We start from the raw sequence: 17,328 nt of genomic DNA, 5'->3' as shown, positions 1-17,328 counted from the left end.
GGACCGGGGCGCAGACCATAGCGCAGACTCTGGAATTCTGTTCGAAAAGCTGCCTTACGCCTGACGTCAGTTCAGTCTTTGCGCAACGTCCTGGATGGCGGAGGCGGCCAACTCCTCGGCCTTCTTGTCGTCAACCTGCTCGGCGATCAGCTTGGCCGCCGCGGCGATCGCAACGTCCACGGCCTGGTTGCGGACCTCGCTTAGAGCGTTCTGTTCGGCCTGCTCGATCTTGGCGAGGGCAAGGTCTTCACGACGCTTCAAGGACGCTTCCAAGTCGGCCTCGGCGGACTTGCGCAGGCGTTCGGCCTCGAGCTTGGCGTGCTCGACGATAGCCTCGGCCTCCTGGATCGCATCGCGTTGCTTGCGCTTGTACTCGGCCAGCATCTTTTGCGCGTCTTCACGCAGGGTCTGAGCTTCGTCGAGTTCCTTGCGAATGCGCTCGGCGCGGCTGTCCAGAGACTTCAGAACGGGCCTGAAGCCCTTCCAGAACACCAGGGCGAAGAAGATGAAGAGCGCGAGGGTGATCCAGGTATATTCGCTACCCAGCATCAGACCTGTCCCCCTGTAGCGTCCGAACTCGTCATGCTGGCCTCTACCGCCTTCTTGGCGTCCGTGGGCTTCGGTGCCTCGCCGAGGAGCTTGGCCGTGGCCGCCGCCGAGATCTCGGTGGCGACCTCCTTCAGGTTGGTCAAGGCCTCCGCTTTGGCGGCTGAAATGCGTTGCTCCGCGTCACTGGTCTGATTCGCCAGCTTGTCGGCAAAGGCCTGCTCGAGCTTGTCCGCCTTCTTGGTCCAGGCCTCGGTCGCCTTGCGGTGGGTTTCACGCGCCGCGTCGCGGGCCGTCGCCAAGGCGGCTTCGTATTCCTGGATGACCTGTTCGGTCTCGCTCTTCAGCTTTCCGGCACGGGTCAAATCGTCGTCGATCTTGTCCTGCCGTTCTTCCACGGCGTTGCCGATCCGCGGAATCACAACCTTCGACATCACCAGATAGAGGATGCCGAAGGTGACGATGGTCCAGAAGATCTGACCGGCATAGGTGTCGGTCTGCGTGAGTTGCGGCAGACCGCCCTGCTGCTCGGCGGCCAGCAATGGTGTTGCTGCGACCAGCGTGACGACGGCGGCGGTGCCCATCGAGAGGAAGCGGACCGTCTGACGCGCGGCGAAGAGGCGGGAGATAGTGCGGCTCACGACTTGGTCACCTTAGGGCTACTGGCCGAATGGACGACCCGACCTTGGCGCCTTGAAGGCCCTTGCGGTCGGATCGGCAATCAGTCGCGGCTGCGTACCGACGATCGATCCCATCCGGCATCGAAGGCGGTCGCAGCCGCAAGATCTCTTAATCCTAGCCGAACAGGATGAGCAGAGCGACGACCAGTGCGAAGATCGCGATAGCTTCGGTCACGGCGAAGCCGATCCAGATGCTGGCGCCAATCTCATCCTTCGAGGCTGGGTTGCGTGCGATCGCAGAGAAGTAGCTCGACCACACGTTGCCTAGGCCCAGGCCAGCACCGATCATGCCCAGGGTCGCCAGACCGGCACCGATCATGCGCGCAGCTTCGACATCCATTTCGTCAACTCCCAAGTTTTACGTTGATTTCGTAGGCCCCTTCGTCGTGGCGGGGCCCGAGGTCTAGTGGAGGTAGAGCGCGTCGTGGAGATAGACGCACGCGAAAATAGTGAAGATGTAGGCCTGCAAGGTTGCGACCAGGAACTCGAGTGCGGTGATCCCGACCAGCGCCGCCAGCGGTACGACACCGGCAACGCCGAGCAGCAACACGAAGCCCGCGAAGACCTTCAAGAGGATGTGGCCGGCCATCATGTTGGCGAAAAGCCGCATCGAATGGCTGACCGGCCGCGAAAAGTAGGAGATCAACTCCACCGGAACCAGGATGATCGCGGTCCAGGCTGGCGCACCATGCGGGAAGAACAGGCGGAGATAGCCGAAGCCGTGACGCGCGAAGCCGATGACCGTCACCGCGATGAAGATCGTCATCGCCATGAAGAAGGTCACCACGATGTGGCTCGTGAAGGTGAAGGAACTCGGCACCATTCCCAAGAGGTTGCCGAACAGCACGAACATGAAGAGCGTGAAGATGAAAGGAAAGTACGCGCGTCCGGCGCTGCCGACATTGTCGCGCACCATGTTGGCGATGGTCTCGTAGAGCAGCTCGGCCACGGACTGCAGGCGTCCCGGCACCAGCGCCCGCCGGCGGGTCGCGAAGGTGAGGAGCGCGGTCACCGCGGCGATCGTAATGAACATCCACAGCGAGGAATTGGTGAAGGACAGATCCACGCCGCCGATCTCGATCGGCACGATCGGCTTGATCACAAACTGATAGAGAGGGTCGACGGGGAAGCCTGCTTCGGCTCCATTTGCTGTTTCAGCCACGTTTCGCCCTAATCCCTGCGCTCGTCCCGCCCTTCGGACTCCGCGGCGCTTTCCTGCTGCGCCTGCTCGGCCGCCCGGGCCTTCGCTTCTTTTTGCTTCCGATCCAGCTCCCGGCCGGTGCGGATAACATTGCTGATGGCTGCTCCCGAACCGAGGACGATGAACAGAATCAGCATCCAGGGTTTGGTGCCCAGAAACCTGTCGAGCATCAGCCCGATGGCAACGGACACGAGAATAGCCGCCACGATCTCCGACGCTATCCGCATGCCGATTCCCAGGCCGCTGGGGCCCTGGGTCTCGACCCGCTTCCACTTCGACTTTTCGGCCTCGCGCCGTTTTCGCGCCGCTTTGAGCCGCTCGTCGAAACCGTCATCCGACGGCGACGGTCCTCGTGACCCGGGCTCGGTTGCCATGGGTCGAGCACTCCCCTTGCACAGGCGGGCGGCCCTGGACCTCCCCAGGTACGCCTTAACCGGGACACCTGTGCGGTACGCCCGAACGAAAACCCCCGCCATCGGCGAAACGCCACGCCGAAAAGCGCGCGAACATTACGGATCGGTCCTCCCAAGGTCAAGGCCGAAGGACGCAGGTGCGAAAAGACCGCACCGCCTTGATTTTACAAGAAAAATAAGGGCTAGCACGAGTCCGGGCCGCGCTCGGACGCAATCGCTTCACTGCAATCCGCGATTCCCGCGCTAGCCGGCTTCCCGCAAGGCCTCCGCAGCCTCCAGGTCGACCGAGACGAGCTGGGACACGCCGCGTTCCGACATGGTGACGCCGAACAGGCGGTCCACCCGCGCCATGGTCAGACGATGATGGGTCACCACCAGGAAGCGGGTGTCCAGTTCCTGCGCCAGCTCGTCGACCAGCGAGATGAAGCGCTCGACGTTGTTGTCGTCGAGCGGCGCGTCGACCTCGTCCAGCACGCAGATCGGTGCCGGATTGACCAGGAAAACGGCGAAGAGAAGAGACAGCGCGGTCAGAGCCTGCTCGCCGCCCGACAGGAGCGAGAGCACTTGCAGACGTTTGCCCGGCGGGCTGGCCATGATCTCCAGGCCGGCATCCAGTGGGTCTTCCGACTCCGTCAGCTTCAGATGTGCCGTACCCCCGCCGAACATGCGGGTGAAGAGGTCGCCGAACTTGGTGTTGACCTGCTCGAAGGCCGCAAGCAGTCGTTCGCGGCCTTCGCGGTTCAGACTGGATATGCCCTGACGCAGCCGGGCGATCGCAGCCACCAGATCGGCGCGCTCGTTCTGCATCCCCTCGATCTGCTGTTCCAGTTCGGTCGCTTCGGCCTCGGCTCGCAGATTGACGGCACCCAGATTCTCGCGCTCGCGGATCAGGCGCTGGACCTTGGTTTCGACCTGGTCGCGCGGCGGTAGTTCCTGATCCGGCTTGGTTTCCGCGAGATCGAGCAACTGGTCGAGCTGTGCCTCCAGGCGCTCTTGGGCGCGCGTCGAGATGTTGGTGACGCCCTGCTGCCCCTGCTCGACCGCGCCTTCCGCCCGCACGCGCTCTTCGCGGGCTGCGGCCAGAGCCTGTTCGGCCTGTTTCAAGACCCGGTCGGCCTCGCCGAGCTGGGATTCGCCCACGGCCAAACCGTCGGCGGCCTGCTTGCGTGCCGTCTCCGCCTGCGCGACGGCCTCCGCGAGGCTTTCCCGGCTGGCCGCCAACTCCAGTGGCTGCGCCTTCAAGTCCTCGAGTTCCGCTTCGATCTTGCCGCGCCGATCCTGCAGTTCGCGGGCGTGGCCGTCGGCCTCTTCGGCGCGGCGGCGCCAGGCCTCCATCTCGCGTCCGATGGACTGTAGGCGGTTGGCTCGCTGTTGGCTTTCGCGCAGCAGTGTCTGCAACTGAGCTTCGGCCTCGGAGAGCGCGCTGCGCTTCTCAGTCAAAGCTGCGCGCAGTTCGCCGACCTTGGTCCGCGCGGCGGTGAGGTCGGGCAGGGCGGCGCGATCCGTCTCGGTCTCGGCTTTGGCGTCACGCGCCTCTGCCAAGTCCGCTTCCAGCCTCTGGCGGGATTCCTCCAGGGCCGAGAGTTTCGAGTCGGTGGCCGAAAGCTTGGCAGCCAACTGGCTGCGGGTGTCGCGTGCCCGATTCGCCTCAGCATAGGCGGCGCGCTGCGCTTCGCGAGTCGCCCGCTCGGATTGGGCCGACGCTTCGGCTGCGGCCCTCAGTTCCGCGAAACGCTCTTGCGCGGCTTCGACCCGTCTGTCCTGGTCGCGCCGCTCTTCCTGAAGATCGGCCAGCCGGTTCTTCTGCGCCAGCCGCACGGCCGCCGCCGTCGGAGCGTCGGCTTTGGCGGTCAAGCCGTCCCAGCGCCAGAGCGCGCCCTCGCGGCTGACCAACCGCTGTCCCGGTGCAAGTTGCGACTGCAGACGCGCACCCTGAGCGGCATCGGTCACAATGCCGACCTGGGACAGGCGACGGGCCAGGGCCGGTGCGCCTTGAACCGCGTCGGCAAGCGAGCGAACGCTCTCGGGCAGTGGCGGAGGCTGGGTCAGCGCGGGCAGGGTTTCCCAATGCACCGGCGCCGCCTCGTCCGTCGGCTGCAGCAGATCGTCGCCGAGGGCCGCGCCCAGGGCGGTCTCGAATCCCGGCTCGACGGTCAGGGCCTCGACCACGGGCGGCCACATGTCGGCTTCGCCCGGATTCAGAACAGCCGAAAGCGCGGCGATTTCGGCATCGATCTTCTGTTTGGCGGCTTCCTCGACCTGAAGCGCCTGCCGGCCTTCGGCCTCGCCACTGCGGGCCTCGGTGAGGGCAGTTTCGGCCTGCTCGGCCTCGCTGCGAGCTCGTTCGAGCGCGGCTTCCGCCTCGGCCAGGGTGGCGTCGGCGGCCTCCAGATCGTTCGTGGCGGTGCGTTCCGTCTCCAAACGCTCCCGGTCGCGGGTCAGCGCCGAAAGCCGGTCGGTAAGGCGTTGGATGCGTTCGTTCAGCTCGCCGACCCGCCGTTCCAGCGCTGCGGTCTTGGCCTCGTCGGCGGCGACCTGGGCGGAGAGCTGCGACAGGGCCTCCTCGGTTTCCTGGGCGATGGCGGCCCGGTTGTCACGCTCGCCCTCGGCGGCTTCGCGCGCTTCGCCCTCGCCCTCGGCAGCGCCGGTCAGCTCGCCTTGCTCCGCCGTCAGCTTCTCTAGCGCCTCGGCGGCATCGCCACTCTGGCCCAGGCTACGTTCCAGGTCGGTCGCAAGCTGCGCAAGACGCTGTTCGGCCTGCCGGATCGTCTCGGCAACCCGCTGCTCTTCGCGCTCCAATCCCTCGCGTTCCAGCAACAGCCGCTGCAGGGCGGCGGAGGTCTCGGCGGCGACCTCGCGCAGGGGCGGCAGCGCACTGGCGGCCTCAGCCTGCAGGGTGGCGGCCCTGGCCGACTGCTCCGTCAGGCCGGCAACCTGTGCCTCGGCCGTGGCCAGACGCTCGCGTGCGGTCCGCAAGGCGTTGCGGGCGGCCTCGGCGTCCAGGTGGAGCAGCAGCGCCTCGGTCCGGCGAAGCTGTTCCGCGATGTTGCGGTAGCGGGTGGCCTGGCGGGCCTGACGCTTTAGGCCGCCAAGCTGGCTGTCCAACGTACCGATGACGTCGTCCAGTCGCTCCAGATTGGTTTCGGCGGCGCGCAGGCGCAGCTCCGCCTCGTGCCTGCGCGCGTGCAGGCCGGAGATGCCGGCAGCCTCCTCCAACAGATGGCGGCGGTCGGTCGGCTTGGCGTTGACGATGGCGCCGATCCGCCCCTGGCTGACCAGGGCGGTGGAGCCGGCACCCGTTGCCAGGTCGGCGAAGAAGAGCTGGACGTCCTTGGCGCGCACCGACTTACCGTTGACCCGGTAGTCGGAGCCCTTTTCGCGCTCGATCCGGCGGCCGATCTCGATCTCTTCGTAGTCGTTGAAGCCCGGCGGTGCGTCGCGGCCGGCGTTGTCGAGGTGCAGCATGACCTCGGCCAGGTTGCGCGACGGGCGGCTGGCGCTGCCGCCGAAGATCACGTCGTCCATCTCGCCGCCGCGCATGCGCTTGGCGGAGGTCTCTCCCATCACCCAGCGGAGCGCCTCGACGAGATTGGATTTGCCGCAACCGTTGGGGCCGACCACGCCGGTGGTGCCGCGTTCGATCATGAACTCGGTCGGGTCGACGAAGGACTTGAAGCCGGTCAGGCGAAGCTTAACGAACTGAACCAAGTGACGCTCGGGCTCCCTTCAGGACCCGCGGCGCGTCTCGGCACGGATCGGCTCCGCCCGGACCGGCATCGGTCCTTCAGGCTTGGCCGGCCGCCTCGCGCAACGCCGCATCGAAAGTTTCGTAATCCGCCGCGCCCGCAATCTTCTGCGTTCCCGCGAAGAGCGTCGGCGTGGAGCTGACCTGCAACTGGTCGCGCGCCACCACGACGGCCTCCAGGATGCGGTTGGCAACCGCCTCGTCCTGAATGCACTCGTTGAAACGATCTGGGGAAAGGCCGGCGAGCTGCGCCCGCTTCTGCAGTTCCTGCAGCGGATCCTCGGCGCGTGCCCAGGCCGTCTGTTCGGCAAAGAGCATGTCGAGATAGGCGAAATAGGCTTGATCGCGCTCGATACACTCCGCCGCCATCGCCGCCGTGAGCGCCAGGCGATCCAGCGGGAAGTGCCGATAGACCACGCGGGCGCGACCGCTATCGACCCACTCCGTCTTGATCTGTGGCAGCGTCTCCGTGTGGAAACGCGCGCAGTGCGGACAGGTCAGCGAGGAGTAGTCGACCAGGGTCGCCGGCGCGTCGCGTTCGCCCAGAACACGCTCGTCGGTTCCGATCGCGAGCGGATCGGTCTCCTGGGCACGGGTCGGGCGGATGCCGATGAGGCCACCGGCACTCGCACCCGCGAGCACCGTCAAACCACCACCAAGCTGCAGGATCTGCCGTCTGTTCATTTTCCACCTACTAGATGTTGTGAAGCTAGCCAGGGTATCCGGAGTCCGCAAGCCCGCAGATATCCACAGCGGTGGACTCTCTATCGGCCCGCGGGCTTCCATTCTACTTCGCGCTTGAAAGTGGTGGCATCCCCCCGTGGCCGCCAGTCCGGTCACGAAGCTGTCAGCGGCGCGGTGAAGCCGAGGATGAAGGCGAAGGTTTACCGGGATTGAGCTAGGTCTGCGCCTTTGCCTTGACGGCGCGGGCCAGGCGCGTGAGCGCGCCGCGCAAGCGCTCATCGCGTATGTCCGCCGTCGCGGCTTCGATATCCGCTTCTTCCTGCGGGCTGAGGCGGCGCGGCTTCGGGCGCCGCGGCTCCGCCGTCCGGGGAATGGGGCCTTGCCGCAGGGCCAGACGCGCAACGGCCCCCCAGCCGAGGTAACCGTTGATGCGTTCGATCACCTGCCGGCTGCTGTGCTGCAGTTCCGGCGCGAAGCCCGGAGCGACCAGCAGGTAGAGCGTCCCGGCACTGCGGCCCGACTCCGGGCTTTTCGGGCCAGCGAAGCGCAGCTTTTCCGGCCGCGTGTTCAGGGCGGTTTCGGACCCGACGATTCGCCCCCATTCGAGCAGCAGGGTCGCCTCCACGGCGCTGCGCGACTTCAACAGCGGTCGGGTAATGGCGTTCAGCGGCCGCGCGACCGCGGTCAAGCCGCCTCCGCGCGTGCGGCGGCGGCCGGCGGCCGTTTTCCCAGGGGTCGGTCTGGCGGTCACCGGGGCTTTCGTTCCAGTATCGTGCCGCTGTAGGTCTCCAGCTCGAGATCGTAGCGGATCCCCTCCGGTCCCGTCGCCACGGTCTGATAGCTGCCGCGTTCCCAGGTGATCGGCCCGATTTCCCGATAGCCCTCGGCCCGGAGCAGGCGGCGCAGCTGGTCGAGCGGCAGGGCCGGGCCGGTCATCTGCGGCATGCCGATGATGGCGCCGGTCTGGGCATCCAGGTGCAGCCGCTGTCGGCCGGCGGCGCTCTCGACCTCCGCGACATAGAGGCCGCCGTCGCGCTCCAGTTCCAAAACCTGGAAGCCGCGCGTCTGGAGCTGGGTCGCGAGTTGCTCTTCGGCCAGCAGCTCCGCTTCGCGCTCGGGCACGATCGAGGAGGGGCCGACTCCGGCCAGGCCCCACATCAGTACCCCGCCGAGCAGGATCACGCCGAAGATCAATCCCAAGCGAAGCAGAACGCGCGAGGCAGTGGGGGACATGAGGCTTTTCCCTTTCCGCTCGAAGGGGGCTGCGGCTTGCCGCTGCTCGATAGGGGCGGAGATAGTGCCGGAGACGCCCGATGCAAAAGCCCAGTTCGGGAACCGCAGTTCAAGCACCAGTGTAGGAGAACGGAGCCTTTTGCACTATGTCCTCGCGCGTCCCCACCTGGCGGCCTATCCCGAGGTTCCTTGTCCGGAGTATCGTCCCGCGCGCGGCTCAGCCTGTTCGACCAAAGTCCGGGAGCAGAGAGATGCAACGTAAAACCGGCCGATGCCTCTGCGGCGCCGTCCGTTTCGCCTATAGCGGATCCGAGATCTGGTGCGGCCATTGCCATTGCGAGAGTTGCCGCCGGGCGACCTCTTCGCTCATGACGACCTTCGTGGGCTTGCCCAGATCGGCCGTGACCTTTTCCGGGGCCGCGCCCAGGGTTTATCTCTCGTCGCCCGGCGTGCGTCGGCTGTTCTGCGGCACCTGCGGTTCGCCCTTGGCCTATCAGAGCGACCGCTGGCCGGACGAAATCCACCTCTACGCCGCCAGCCTGAGCGGGCCGGAAGAGGTAACGCCTCAGTTCCACGCCCATTTCCAGGAACATCTGCCTTGGCTGGAGCTGGCCGATCCCCTGCCGCACAATGCCGGCAGCGGCGACTGACACCATGGACGCAGCGGCACTCGGCATGAGGACTCACCGCTTTACTCCCGAGGCCGTGCAAACCCGCCTGCTGGACTGGTACGACCGGCATCGGCGACGGCTTCCCTGGCGCGCCCTGCCGGGCGAGACGCCTGACCCCTATGCCGTCTGGCTGTCGGAGATCATGCTGCAGCAGACCACGGTCGCGGCCGTCAAGCCCTACTTCGAAGCCTTTCTCGGCCGTTGGCCCAGCGTGGCGGATCTGGCGGCGGCCCCGCAGGAGGAGGTGCTGACGGCCTGGGCCGGGCTGGGTTACTATGCCCGCGCGCGAAACCTCCATGCCTGCGCCATGGCGGTGACCGAGCGGCATGGCGGGCGCTTTCCCGACTCGGAGACGGCACTCCGCGACCTGCCGGGGATCGGGCCTTACACGGCGGCGGCCATCGCGGCCATCGCCTTCGACCGCCCGGCGACGCCGCTGGACGGCAATATCGAACGGGTGACAGCCCGCCTCTTCGCCGTGACCGAGCCGCTGCCTGGGGTCAAGCCGAATCTGCAGGCCTTGGCTGCCACTCTGACACCTCAAGCGCGCCCCGGCGACTTCGCCCAGGCCGAGATGGACCTGGGCGCCACGATCTGTCTGCCGCGCACGCCCAAATGCCTGCTCTGTCCCCTGGAGGAACTTTGCGCCGCCCGCGCTGCCGGCCTGGCTGATCAGCTTCCGCGTAAGGCCCCGAAGGCGGCGAAGCCGACCCGCCGAGGCGTGGCCTTCTGGCTGACGCGGTCCGACGGCGCGGTCCTGCTGCGCCGCCGCCCGCCCAAGGGCCTGCTTGGCGGCATGACCGAGGTGCCCTCCAGCGACTGGACGGAGGCTGGACCGGGCGAAGGCGAAGCCGCCGGCGCCGCACCGACTCCGGTGTCCTGGCAGGCGCTGCCGGGTCTGGTTCGCCACACCTTCACCCACTTTCACCTGGAGCTGACGGTCTGGACCGGCCGGCTGGAGAGTGGCGAGGAGGTCGAGGGTTTCTGGGTGCCGCTGGAGGGACTCGCCGCCGCCGGGCTGCCCAGCGTCATGCGGAAGGTCGCCAAGCACGCCATTAAGCTGGGTGTGTGAGAGGTCGTCGTTATTTCCCTTTGGCGACTGAAGCAGATTACGCGAGACCTCTCTCGCGTTCTTCACGCCGAGTTTGTCGAAGCATCTGGCGCTCCCTGTGAGAGAGGTTCCGACAAGCTCAGCGTGAAAAGCGTGTTCGAGACGAACGGGCGCCTCCGGGGAAGCGGCCGCTAGAGCGGAGTTGCTACCGAACTGCTTAAGTCGCAGCGTCGCAGCTTTCGGCCCAAAGGTCTGGCTCTCTCAGCTGCATGAGCAGTCTCTGGAGCGGTCGGTGGAAGCTTCGCTCATTCCTTGACGGCGTATAGATACAGGAAGATTGGAGCGTGGCGGCGGAGTCGGCCGAGGCGAGGATGGGCCTCGACCATTGCTTCCGTCGGTCTCGGTTCTTGCAGCACTCGAATACGAAAACTAGCCTCGCAGAGGCCGTTGACATAGTCCTCCAGCCGGTAGGGCATGCGCGCTGAAGTAAAGTCTGTTCCTTCAGATTCCGGCTGGCCCTGATCTTCGCTTCGCTCGCCGGACTTAAAACGCCATTGTTCCCAGGAAACCTGATCGCTGAAGTAGTCGGCGACGACCAAACCCCGTTCGTTGCCGCCCGAATCCCGCAGCCATCGATAGCCGGGCGTGACGAAACAGGGGTGAAGGACGCTCAAGCAGAACCAGCCGCCCCGTCGCAGTACTCTGTGAACCGACTGCGCGGCGCGGTCAAAGCCAGGGCTGTCCATCAGAGCCATGGTCGACACGGCGGCGTCGAAGCTGGAATCTGAAAAGCCGTCGAGATCCGTATAGGAGCCGATGTGATAGCCGATCCCGAGCGGCTCTGCTGTTTCAGCGGCTTGGGCGGCCGCGATCAGGCGTGGCGAGATGTCGATGCCCGTCATATGCGCTCCACGCTGTGCGAAGAGCCTAGTATTGCGTCCTTCGCCGCAGCCGAGGTCGAGCACAGAAAGTCCGGTCAGCTCGGGCAAGAACTCTAGGAACGCAGGATTATTGAAAGCCTCCCGATAGAAGTCTCGGCCGGCGCGAACCTGTGCGATCCAAGCTGCGGCGTTGCCGTCCCAGGCTTCAGCTACCGCCGTTTCGTCGATCTCGACCATTGCATTGCTCACAACTCAAAATCTATCCCTCGGCGACTGAATGGCCAAAGCGAAAGACAGTTCGAAAACTGATTCGGAGACGGTTTCTAGTTCAACTGCGCGCGCAACTTCTGGCGCAGGAGGTCGATAGGCACGGCCTTGCCCTCCACGTCCAAGTGCCAGAAGGTCCAGCCGTTGCAGGCCGGGGCGCCCTGGACGGCGGCGCCAACCTGGTGGATCGAGCCGCGGTGGTCGGCGGAGATCAGGGTGCCGTCGGCGCGGACCTTGGCGCTCCAGCGTTTGCCGGGGCCGTGCAGGATCGTGCCCGGCTCCAGCAGGCCGTTCTCCACCAGCCAGCCGAAGGGAATGCGCGGCTCGGCCCGTTTTTCCTGAGGCTTGATCAGATCGGGGTCGGAGACCGGCACGACCTTGGCGATGCGCTCGCGCGCGACCTCGGCATAGCCTTCCTCACGTTCCAGGCCGAGCCAGCGGCGGCCGAGGCGCTTGGCTACCGCGCCGGTGGTGCCGGAGCCGAAGAAGGGATCGAGCACCAAGTCGCCCGGCTTGGAGGCGGCCTGGATCACCCGGTAGAGCAGCGCTTCGGGCTTCTGGGTCGAATGCCGCTTCTTGCCCTCCGCGTCGCGCAGCCGTTCGCCGCCGCCGCAGATCGGCAACAGCCAGTCGCTGCGCATCTGTAGGTCGTCGTTCAGCGCCTTCATGGAGGCATAGTTGAAAGTGTAGCGGGCTTCCGCCGACTTGGCGGCCCAGATCAGGGTCTCGTGGGCGTTGGCAAAGCGGGTGCCGCGGAAGTTCGGCATGGGGTTGGTTTTGCGCCAGACCACGTCGTTGAGGATCCAGTAGTCGAGATCCTGCAGGGCCGCGCCGACGCGGAAGATGTTGTGGTAGGTGCCGATGACCCAGAGCGTGCCGTTCGGCTTCAGCACGCGGCGCGCCTCGCCCAGCCAAGCGCGGGTGAAGGCGTCGTAGCTCGCCAGGTCGTCGAAACGGTCCCAGGCATCCTCGACGCCGTCGACGCGGGAGTTGTTGGGCCGGTGCAGTTCGCCGCCGAGTTGCAGGTTGTAGGGCGGATCGGCGAAAACCAGATCGATCGAGGCGTCGGGCAGGGCGCGCATCAGCTCGATGCAATCGCCGACCCGCACCACACCCGTCTCCAGCGACGCAGAGCGATCCGCTCCGCGTCTTGCCGCCTGCTTTTCCGCCGCATCTCCGCGCCGCGTTGCCATCTCTCGATCCCGCCCCCGAAAGTTCCGTCTCTTACGGTTCGACGCTTGCCCCGCCGGTCCGCGAAGCGCGCAAAGTGAGTCGCCCGCGACGGCGGGTCAAGCAAGAAAGGTCAGAAAAGAGTCATTGGACTCAGAGCGTTGCTAAATTGTCCTCGTTTGGTTTCTGAGAAAACAACCGGGCGCGAATTCGCGCCTGGGCTCCTAAAGGCTCTGAACGCGAAGGCCGCCAGCCCCCGACCTGAGTCAGGGGCTGGCGGCGCATCGCGCACAAGCCCGATGGTCAGGTTTGCGTCATCTCCCGTCTTTCGCCGAAGAGCAGATCTTTCGGAGCCTTCACCAGGCTCCCGACCCGGAAGGCCTGTCCGCCGGACAGACGGATCAGCAGGAACGAGGCAGCGATGAAGGCGGCCTCTCGCTTGACGGCGTTCAGGTTATCCCAGAGGGACCTGTCCAAGCTCATCGCCTCGAGGCAGTAGACCGCCAGGACTGCCAGCGCGCCGAAGGCCGCCAGGCGGACGGCATGACCCGAGGCGAGGAGCACGCCGATGGCGATCAGCAACAGGGGAAGTCCGCTCCAGGCCTTCACGTGATCCAGTCCGTGGAAGGCACCGCCCGCGAGGAAGACGACGGCGACGGAGAGGCGCAGCAACAGCCCGTTGATGCCCCACCCGCGGAACTGCGATGGCGCGCCCCTGTTCATCAGACGGCCATCGAGGCTCCAGCGGCCCGATCCCATCATGGCCAGAACGAAGCAGAGACCCGACAGGCCGATATCGCGGATCTGAACGATCATCGCCGGAGTGAGGTAGGTGCTGTCCTCCGGTCTCAGTCCGGGAGTCGTCAGGACCGGCAGGGCCGCCACGAAGGACCACATCATGAGCCCGAAGAGGATCGCCAGCGGGCGAACGAACAGCCCCAGGACCAGTGCGAGTCCGGCGATCAGCTCGAAGGCCGAAAGGGCCGTCAGAAAGATCCAGGGCGTGAGCAGCCCCCCGTCGAACAGATAGTCCTGAAAAAAGGCGTTGATGTATCCGTTGGGGGCCGTGTAGCGCGCAACCAGATCGCCCGCGCGTTCTGGGGAGATCAGGCGAGACAGTTTCCACCAGCCGCCGATCACGAACACGGTGCCGAGACCGATCCGCAGATAGAGGGCCACCTGATCGGCCTGATCTTTTGTGAGTGTTTCGGGGCCGGGGCCTCTAAGGGCTTTCCCGCCAACCAGACTGTTTGCGAAGTCCGACAAGGAATTCGTCATGAGAGCCTCCAAAGACTGTGTGAGATTAGCTGTCCTGCACCGCGTTCGGTGCCGAGATGTCTAAACTCCAGTCTTCGGCGGACCTGGATCCAAGTCGTGCTCCAGTCCCCTCGAGAAACGGGCGGTAACTGGGAACCTCAAGAGATCGTAAGGCGACAGGCCGGCTGTCGTTGCCGCTGTCGCGGTGATCAGGGGACAAGCCGCGCCGCAGGGAACCGTTGTACCGACACAGAGACCGTCGCATGAGATCGCGCCGGTGTCGGCATCGGGCTTGTCCTGGTCCGGCGTCTCAGGAGCGAGCGTTTGAAACGTCGCCGGAGGAGTGCCCTCCGGCGACCCATCGTTTGCCGCGTCCGCTGTGAAGGCGGCCGCCAGGCCGGCGTTGATCAGAGCCGTGACGATGACGACGGCGTAGACGACGAACTGTTTCAGGGCTCTCGCCATAATATAAAATCTCAAGCACTCGCTACTCGAATCCATATTAGGGCGCGCGCCTGAATAGCAATCTGTCCAAAGGGGTGATTCGGCGAGATCACGTAGGGTTGAAGGCTTCGCGGTTCCGCTTCTTCGTCTCGCGAAGGCGGTTTCCGGACGGATCTCGCCCTCAGCCCGCTTCCAGAAGACGACGGATCGGCTTGAAGCTCCGGCGGTGCTCCGTACAGGGGCCGAGGCGCTGCAGACCGCTTCGGTGTTCGGCTGTCCCGTAGCCGGCGTTCCGCTCCCAACCGTAACCGGGATGGACTTCGGCCAGCTCCGCCATCTCCCTGTCGCGCGCGACCTTGGCGACGATCGAGGCGGCGGCGATGGATAGGCTCAGCCCGTCGCCGCCGATCAAGGCTTCGGCCGGACAGGGCAGCTCGGGCAGGCGGTTGCCGTCGACGAGGGCGGCGTCGGGAGGAAGAGCCAAACCGGCCAAGGCTCTCTGCATCGCCAGGTGGCTGGCCTGCAGAATGTTGAGAGTGTCGATCTCGGCGACCTCGGCGCGGCCCAGGGAGACCTCAGCCAAACCCGACAGGAGAGCCGCCAACTCAAGCCTCAACGCGGGCTTGACGCGCTTGGAATCGTCCAGTGCAGCGCGCAGGCGGGGCGTTAGGTGCCGCGGCAACACCACGGCGGCGGCCACCACCGGCCCGGCCCAGGGGCCGCGGCCGACCTCGTCGAGACCGGCAATACGCTTGCCTCCGCGTGCGCCCAGGGCGATTTCGCGCCGATCGTCCGGCATCCTGCTCCCTTTTCGACTCGATCGGAACTGAGGTCAGCCAAAATCAGAAAAGAGCGAGCTGGTCAACGTCCCTGCGCGGCGGGCGGAACTGGCTCGCATCCAGTTCCCAACTGCGTCTGTTCAGCCCCAGGCGTTTGCATGCCAACTCGAAGCGGCGTTTGAGCACGAAGGCGTAGGGACCCTCCCCGCGCATGCGCTTGCCCCAGGACGAGTCGTAGAGCTTACCGCCTCTGGCGCTGCGGATCTGCTCCAGAACCCGCGTTTTGCGGTCTGGCACATGGGTCTCCAGCCACTCCTCGAACAGGGGGCCGATCTCCAGCGGCAAGCGCAGCAGGACGTAGGAGGCCGCCTCGGCGCCGGCCTCCGCCGAAGCCTGAAGCAGGGCCTCCAGCTCATGGTCGTTCAGGGCCGGGATCATCGGTGCCGTCAGTACCGTCACCGGCACGCCGGCCTCGGTCAGGCGGCGGATCGCGGCCAGGCGTTTCGGCGGGCTCGACGCGCGCGGCTCCAGCGCTCGGGAGAAGCCTCGGTCGAGGCTGGTGACCGAGACGCAGACTCGCACCAGCCGTTCCGCCGCCAGCGGCGCCAGCAGGTCGAGGTCGCGCAGCACCAGGTCGGACTTGGTGACGATGCCGAAAGGGTGCCTGGCCTCGGCCAGCACCTCGATGATCCGGCGGGTGATCCTGAGCTGCCGCTCGATCGGCTGGTAGGGGTCCGTGTTTGCGCCCAGCGCCAGGGTGCTGGGCTTGTAGCCCTTCTTCGAGAGTTCCCGGCGCAGGAGTTCGGCCGCCTCGTGCTTGGCAAAGAGCTTGGTCTCGAAGTCGAGGCCCGGCGAGAAGCCAAGATAGGCGTGGGTCGGCCGGGCGAAGCAGTAGACGCAGCCGTGCTCGCAGCCCCGGTAGGGATTGACCGAGCGGTCGAAGGGCACGTCCGGCGAATCATTTCTGGCAATGACCTTGCGGCTGCTGTCCGGCAGAATCTCGGTGCGCAGCGGCGCAGCGTCCTCGGCCTCGCGCTCCAGGGTTCCCCAACCGTCGTCCGTCCGCTCGCTCGCCAGACGCTCGTAGCGTCCGGCGCGGTTGCTGACGGCCCCCCGGCCTTTGGTGGGTTGGTTCGGCAGAGCCTGATTCATAGAGATCAAGATACCGCCAAAACAAGAACAAAACAAGATTATCGGAATAAGCTCTCCAACCCGGGCGAGTCCAGCCATTCGCCACGCAGACGCCGCACGACGGCGGGGTCGAGGTAGTGGCGGGTGCGGTCTTCGACGTGGGCGATCAAGGTCGGGTTGCTGCGTGCGGCCGCCCAGCCTGCTTCAACTCCCTCCGAGATCTCGGCCCGATGTTCGACGCGCCAGAGGGCGCACCAGGTCAAGGCTCGCAGTAGCAGGAGGCGTCGCAGCGGCAGCAGGGTGGGCGCGATGATGGCGGACCGGGTCGACCCTATCGCGTCCAGGTAGCGGCGATAGAAGTCGGCGATCTCCCGCAGTGAGAGCACCGCCGAAGTTGCGACGTCCCAGGTGGTCGAGCTGTAGACGGTGGCATGGGCCAGGTCGATTGCGGGGGCGCCATAGAGCGCTTTCTCCAGATCGACGATCACCGCCCGGCCGTTTCGAGCGCCGTCCATCCTTGCCCTCGGGCTCGCCTCTGTGCCGGTCTTCGCCCTGATCAGGAAGTTGCCCGGGTGGGTGTCGGTCAGCACCAGGCTGCGCGGTTGGGGCGGCCCGTCCACGTCGGCGGCGTAGGCACGCGCCCAGTCGAGTTCTTCCCGAAGCTGGCTGCGCGTTTCCGGAGATACTTCGGGTCCGTCCAGGTAGCGCGCCTGAGTCTCGATCTCCTCGAGCGCGCCGGCTACGGGGTCCAGGTGGTCCTCCAGCGGCGGCCGCTGCGCCGCCGACGGCAAGGGCAGGGCATGCACCGCCGCCATGGCCTCGGCGAGTGCCGGCAGATCTTGCGGCAGGCGCGGTGGCCGGCCCTCAATGTACTCCACCACCAGGGCACCCATCGGCAGGCCCCGGCCCGGCGGCAAGCTGACCCGCAGCTTCGGCCCGTGGCCGCTGGCGCTGACCCGTTCGAAGCAGGCGGCCTGGTAGGCCAAGTTGTCGGCGGCGGCATAGCCGCGCTGGCTCTGCTTCGGGACGCGCAGAAGCCAGGGGCTGTCCTCTATGCGGTAATGGTCGTGAGCGAGGCCGCTGTCGACGAGAGGCCGCAGCTCTCCGGTCAACTCCGGGCAAGCTTCGGCCAGGGCGGTCCTCAAGACCTCGTTATCGGCAAGCGGCTTGGGCAT

The 17,328-nt window shown here is 66.1% G+C and carries 18 protein-coding genes; 2 read left to right on the top strand and 16 right to left on the bottom strand.

Annotated features, from left to right (window positions below; all coding sequences use genetic code 11):
• Nucleotides 1-66: 66 nt before the first annotated feature.
• From DBZ32_RS09520 to DBZ32_RS22060, 9 genes are all read right to left on the bottom strand, one after another.
• A complete protein-coding gene (locus tag DBZ32_RS09520) occupies nucleotides 67-549 on the bottom strand; it encodes a F0F1 ATP synthase subunit B family protein (RefSeq protein WP_119166883.1) in 483 nt (160 codons plus the stop codon).
• Entirely contained in the window at nucleotides 549-1,187 is a 639-nt protein-coding gene (locus tag DBZ32_RS09515; RefSeq protein ID WP_119166882.1) for a F0F1 ATP synthase subunit B family protein, read from the bottom strand. The genes DBZ32_RS09520 and DBZ32_RS09515 overlap by 1 nt, the downstream gene beginning before the upstream one ends.
• Before the next feature lie 154 nt (nucleotides 1,188-1,341).
• Entirely contained in the window at nucleotides 1,342-1,566 is a 225-nt protein-coding gene (locus DBZ32_RS09510) for a F0F1 ATP synthase subunit C (protein ID WP_119166881.1), read from the bottom strand.
• Nucleotides 1,567-1,629: 63 nt separating this feature from the next.
• A complete protein-coding gene (locus DBZ32_RS09505) occupies nucleotides 1,630-2,388 on the bottom strand; it encodes a F0F1 ATP synthase subunit A (protein WP_119166880.1) in 759 nt (252 codons plus the stop codon).
• An 8-nt stretch (nucleotides 2,389-2,396) separates the two neighbouring features.
• Nucleotides 2,397-2,801: an AtpZ/AtpI family protein gene (locus DBZ32_RS09500; RefSeq protein ID WP_162906681.1), complete on the bottom strand. Its 405-nt coding sequence runs from the start codon at nucleotides 2,799-2,801 to the stop codon at nucleotides 2,397-2,399.
• A 282-nt stretch (nucleotides 2,802-3,083) separates the two neighbouring features.
• A complete protein-coding gene (gene smc, locus DBZ32_RS09495; protein WP_119166878.1) occupies nucleotides 3,084-6,548 on the bottom strand; it encodes a chromosome segregation protein SMC in 3,465 nt (1,154 codons plus the stop codon).
• A 76-nt stretch (nucleotides 6,549-6,624) separates the two neighbouring features.
• Nucleotides 6,625-7,269 (bottom strand): DsbA family protein, encoded by a 645-nt coding sequence (locus DBZ32_RS09490; RefSeq protein ID WP_162906680.1) that lies wholly within the window; start codon nucleotides 7,267-7,269, stop codon nucleotides 6,625-6,627.
• A 214-nt stretch (nucleotides 7,270-7,483) separates the two neighbouring features.
• Complete coding sequence (locus DBZ32_RS22065) at nucleotides 7,484-7,957, bottom strand: DUF721 domain-containing protein (protein ID WP_162906679.1); 474 nt, start codon at nucleotides 7,955-7,957, stop codon at nucleotides 7,484-7,486.
• A 59-nt stretch (nucleotides 7,958-8,016) separates the two neighbouring features.
• On the bottom strand, nucleotides 8,017-8,502 hold the full coding sequence (locus DBZ32_RS22060) for a hypothetical protein (RefSeq protein WP_162906678.1): 486 nt from the start codon (nucleotides 8,500-8,502) through the stop codon (nucleotides 8,017-8,019).
• Between the two features lie 251 nt (nucleotides 8,503-8,753).
• Between DBZ32_RS22060 and DBZ32_RS09480 the strand changes: the two genes are divergently transcribed.
• On the top strand, nucleotides 8,754-9,152 hold the full coding sequence (locus DBZ32_RS09480) for a GFA family protein (RefSeq protein ID WP_119166875.1): 399 nt from the start codon (nucleotides 8,754-8,756) through the stop codon (nucleotides 9,150-9,152).
• A 4-nt stretch (nucleotides 9,153-9,156) separates the two neighbouring features.
• A complete protein-coding gene (gene mutY, locus DBZ32_RS09475) occupies nucleotides 9,157-10,245 on the top strand; it encodes an A/G-specific adenine glycosylase (protein WP_119167033.1) in 1,089 nt (362 codons plus the stop codon).
• A 284-nt stretch (nucleotides 10,246-10,529) separates the two neighbouring features.
• Here mutY and DBZ32_RS09470 read toward each other — a convergent pair whose 3' ends face one another.
• From DBZ32_RS09470 to DBZ32_RS09440, 7 genes are all read right to left on the bottom strand, one after another.
• The gene (locus DBZ32_RS09470; RefSeq protein ID WP_119166874.1) at nucleotides 10,530-11,342 is read right to left on the bottom strand and encodes a class I SAM-dependent methyltransferase; all 813 of its coding nucleotides are present in this window, start codon (nucleotides 11,340-11,342) and stop codon (nucleotides 10,530-10,532) included.
• An 86-nt stretch (nucleotides 11,343-11,428) separates the two neighbouring features.
• Nucleotides 11,429-12,454: a site-specific DNA-methyltransferase gene (locus DBZ32_RS09465; RefSeq protein ID WP_235830132.1), complete on the bottom strand. Its 1,026-nt coding sequence runs from the start codon at nucleotides 12,452-12,454 to the stop codon at nucleotides 11,429-11,431.
• 391 nt (nucleotides 12,455-12,845) lie between these two features.
• Nucleotides 12,846-13,820, bottom strand: coding sequence for a DoxX family protein (locus DBZ32_RS09460; RefSeq protein WP_119166872.1), 975 nt, complete (start codon nucleotides 13,818-13,820; stop codon nucleotides 12,846-12,848).
• A 60-nt stretch (nucleotides 13,821-13,880) separates the two neighbouring features.
• The gene (locus tag DBZ32_RS09455) at nucleotides 13,881-14,264 is read right to left on the bottom strand and encodes a hypothetical protein (protein ID WP_119166871.1); all 384 of its coding nucleotides are present in this window, start codon (nucleotides 14,262-14,264) and stop codon (nucleotides 13,881-13,883) included.
• Nucleotides 14,265-14,424: 160 nt separating this feature from the next.
• Nucleotides 14,425-15,042, bottom strand: a complete 618-nt coding sequence (locus DBZ32_RS09450; RefSeq protein WP_119166870.1) for a ribonuclease HII — start codon at nucleotides 15,040-15,042, stop codon at nucleotides 14,425-14,427.
• Between the two features lie 43 nt (nucleotides 15,043-15,085).
• Nucleotides 15,086-16,174, bottom strand: coding sequence for a PA0069 family radical SAM protein (locus DBZ32_RS09445; protein ID WP_119166869.1), 1,089 nt, complete (start codon nucleotides 16,172-16,174; stop codon nucleotides 15,086-15,088).
• Between the two features lie 38 nt (nucleotides 16,175-16,212).
• Nucleotides 16,213-17,328, bottom strand: a complete 1,116-nt coding sequence (locus DBZ32_RS09440; protein ID WP_119166868.1) for a phosphotransferase family protein — start codon at nucleotides 17,326-17,328, stop codon at nucleotides 16,213-16,215.

Source organism: Algihabitans albus (genome assembly GCF_003572205.1).
GTDB classification, from domain to species: Bacteria; Pseudomonadota; Alphaproteobacteria; order Kiloniellales; family DSM-21159; genus Algihabitans; species Algihabitans albus.
The sequence above is the reverse complement of the archived record's forward strand: the minus strand, read 5'-3'. Positions and strand labels throughout refer to the sequence as shown.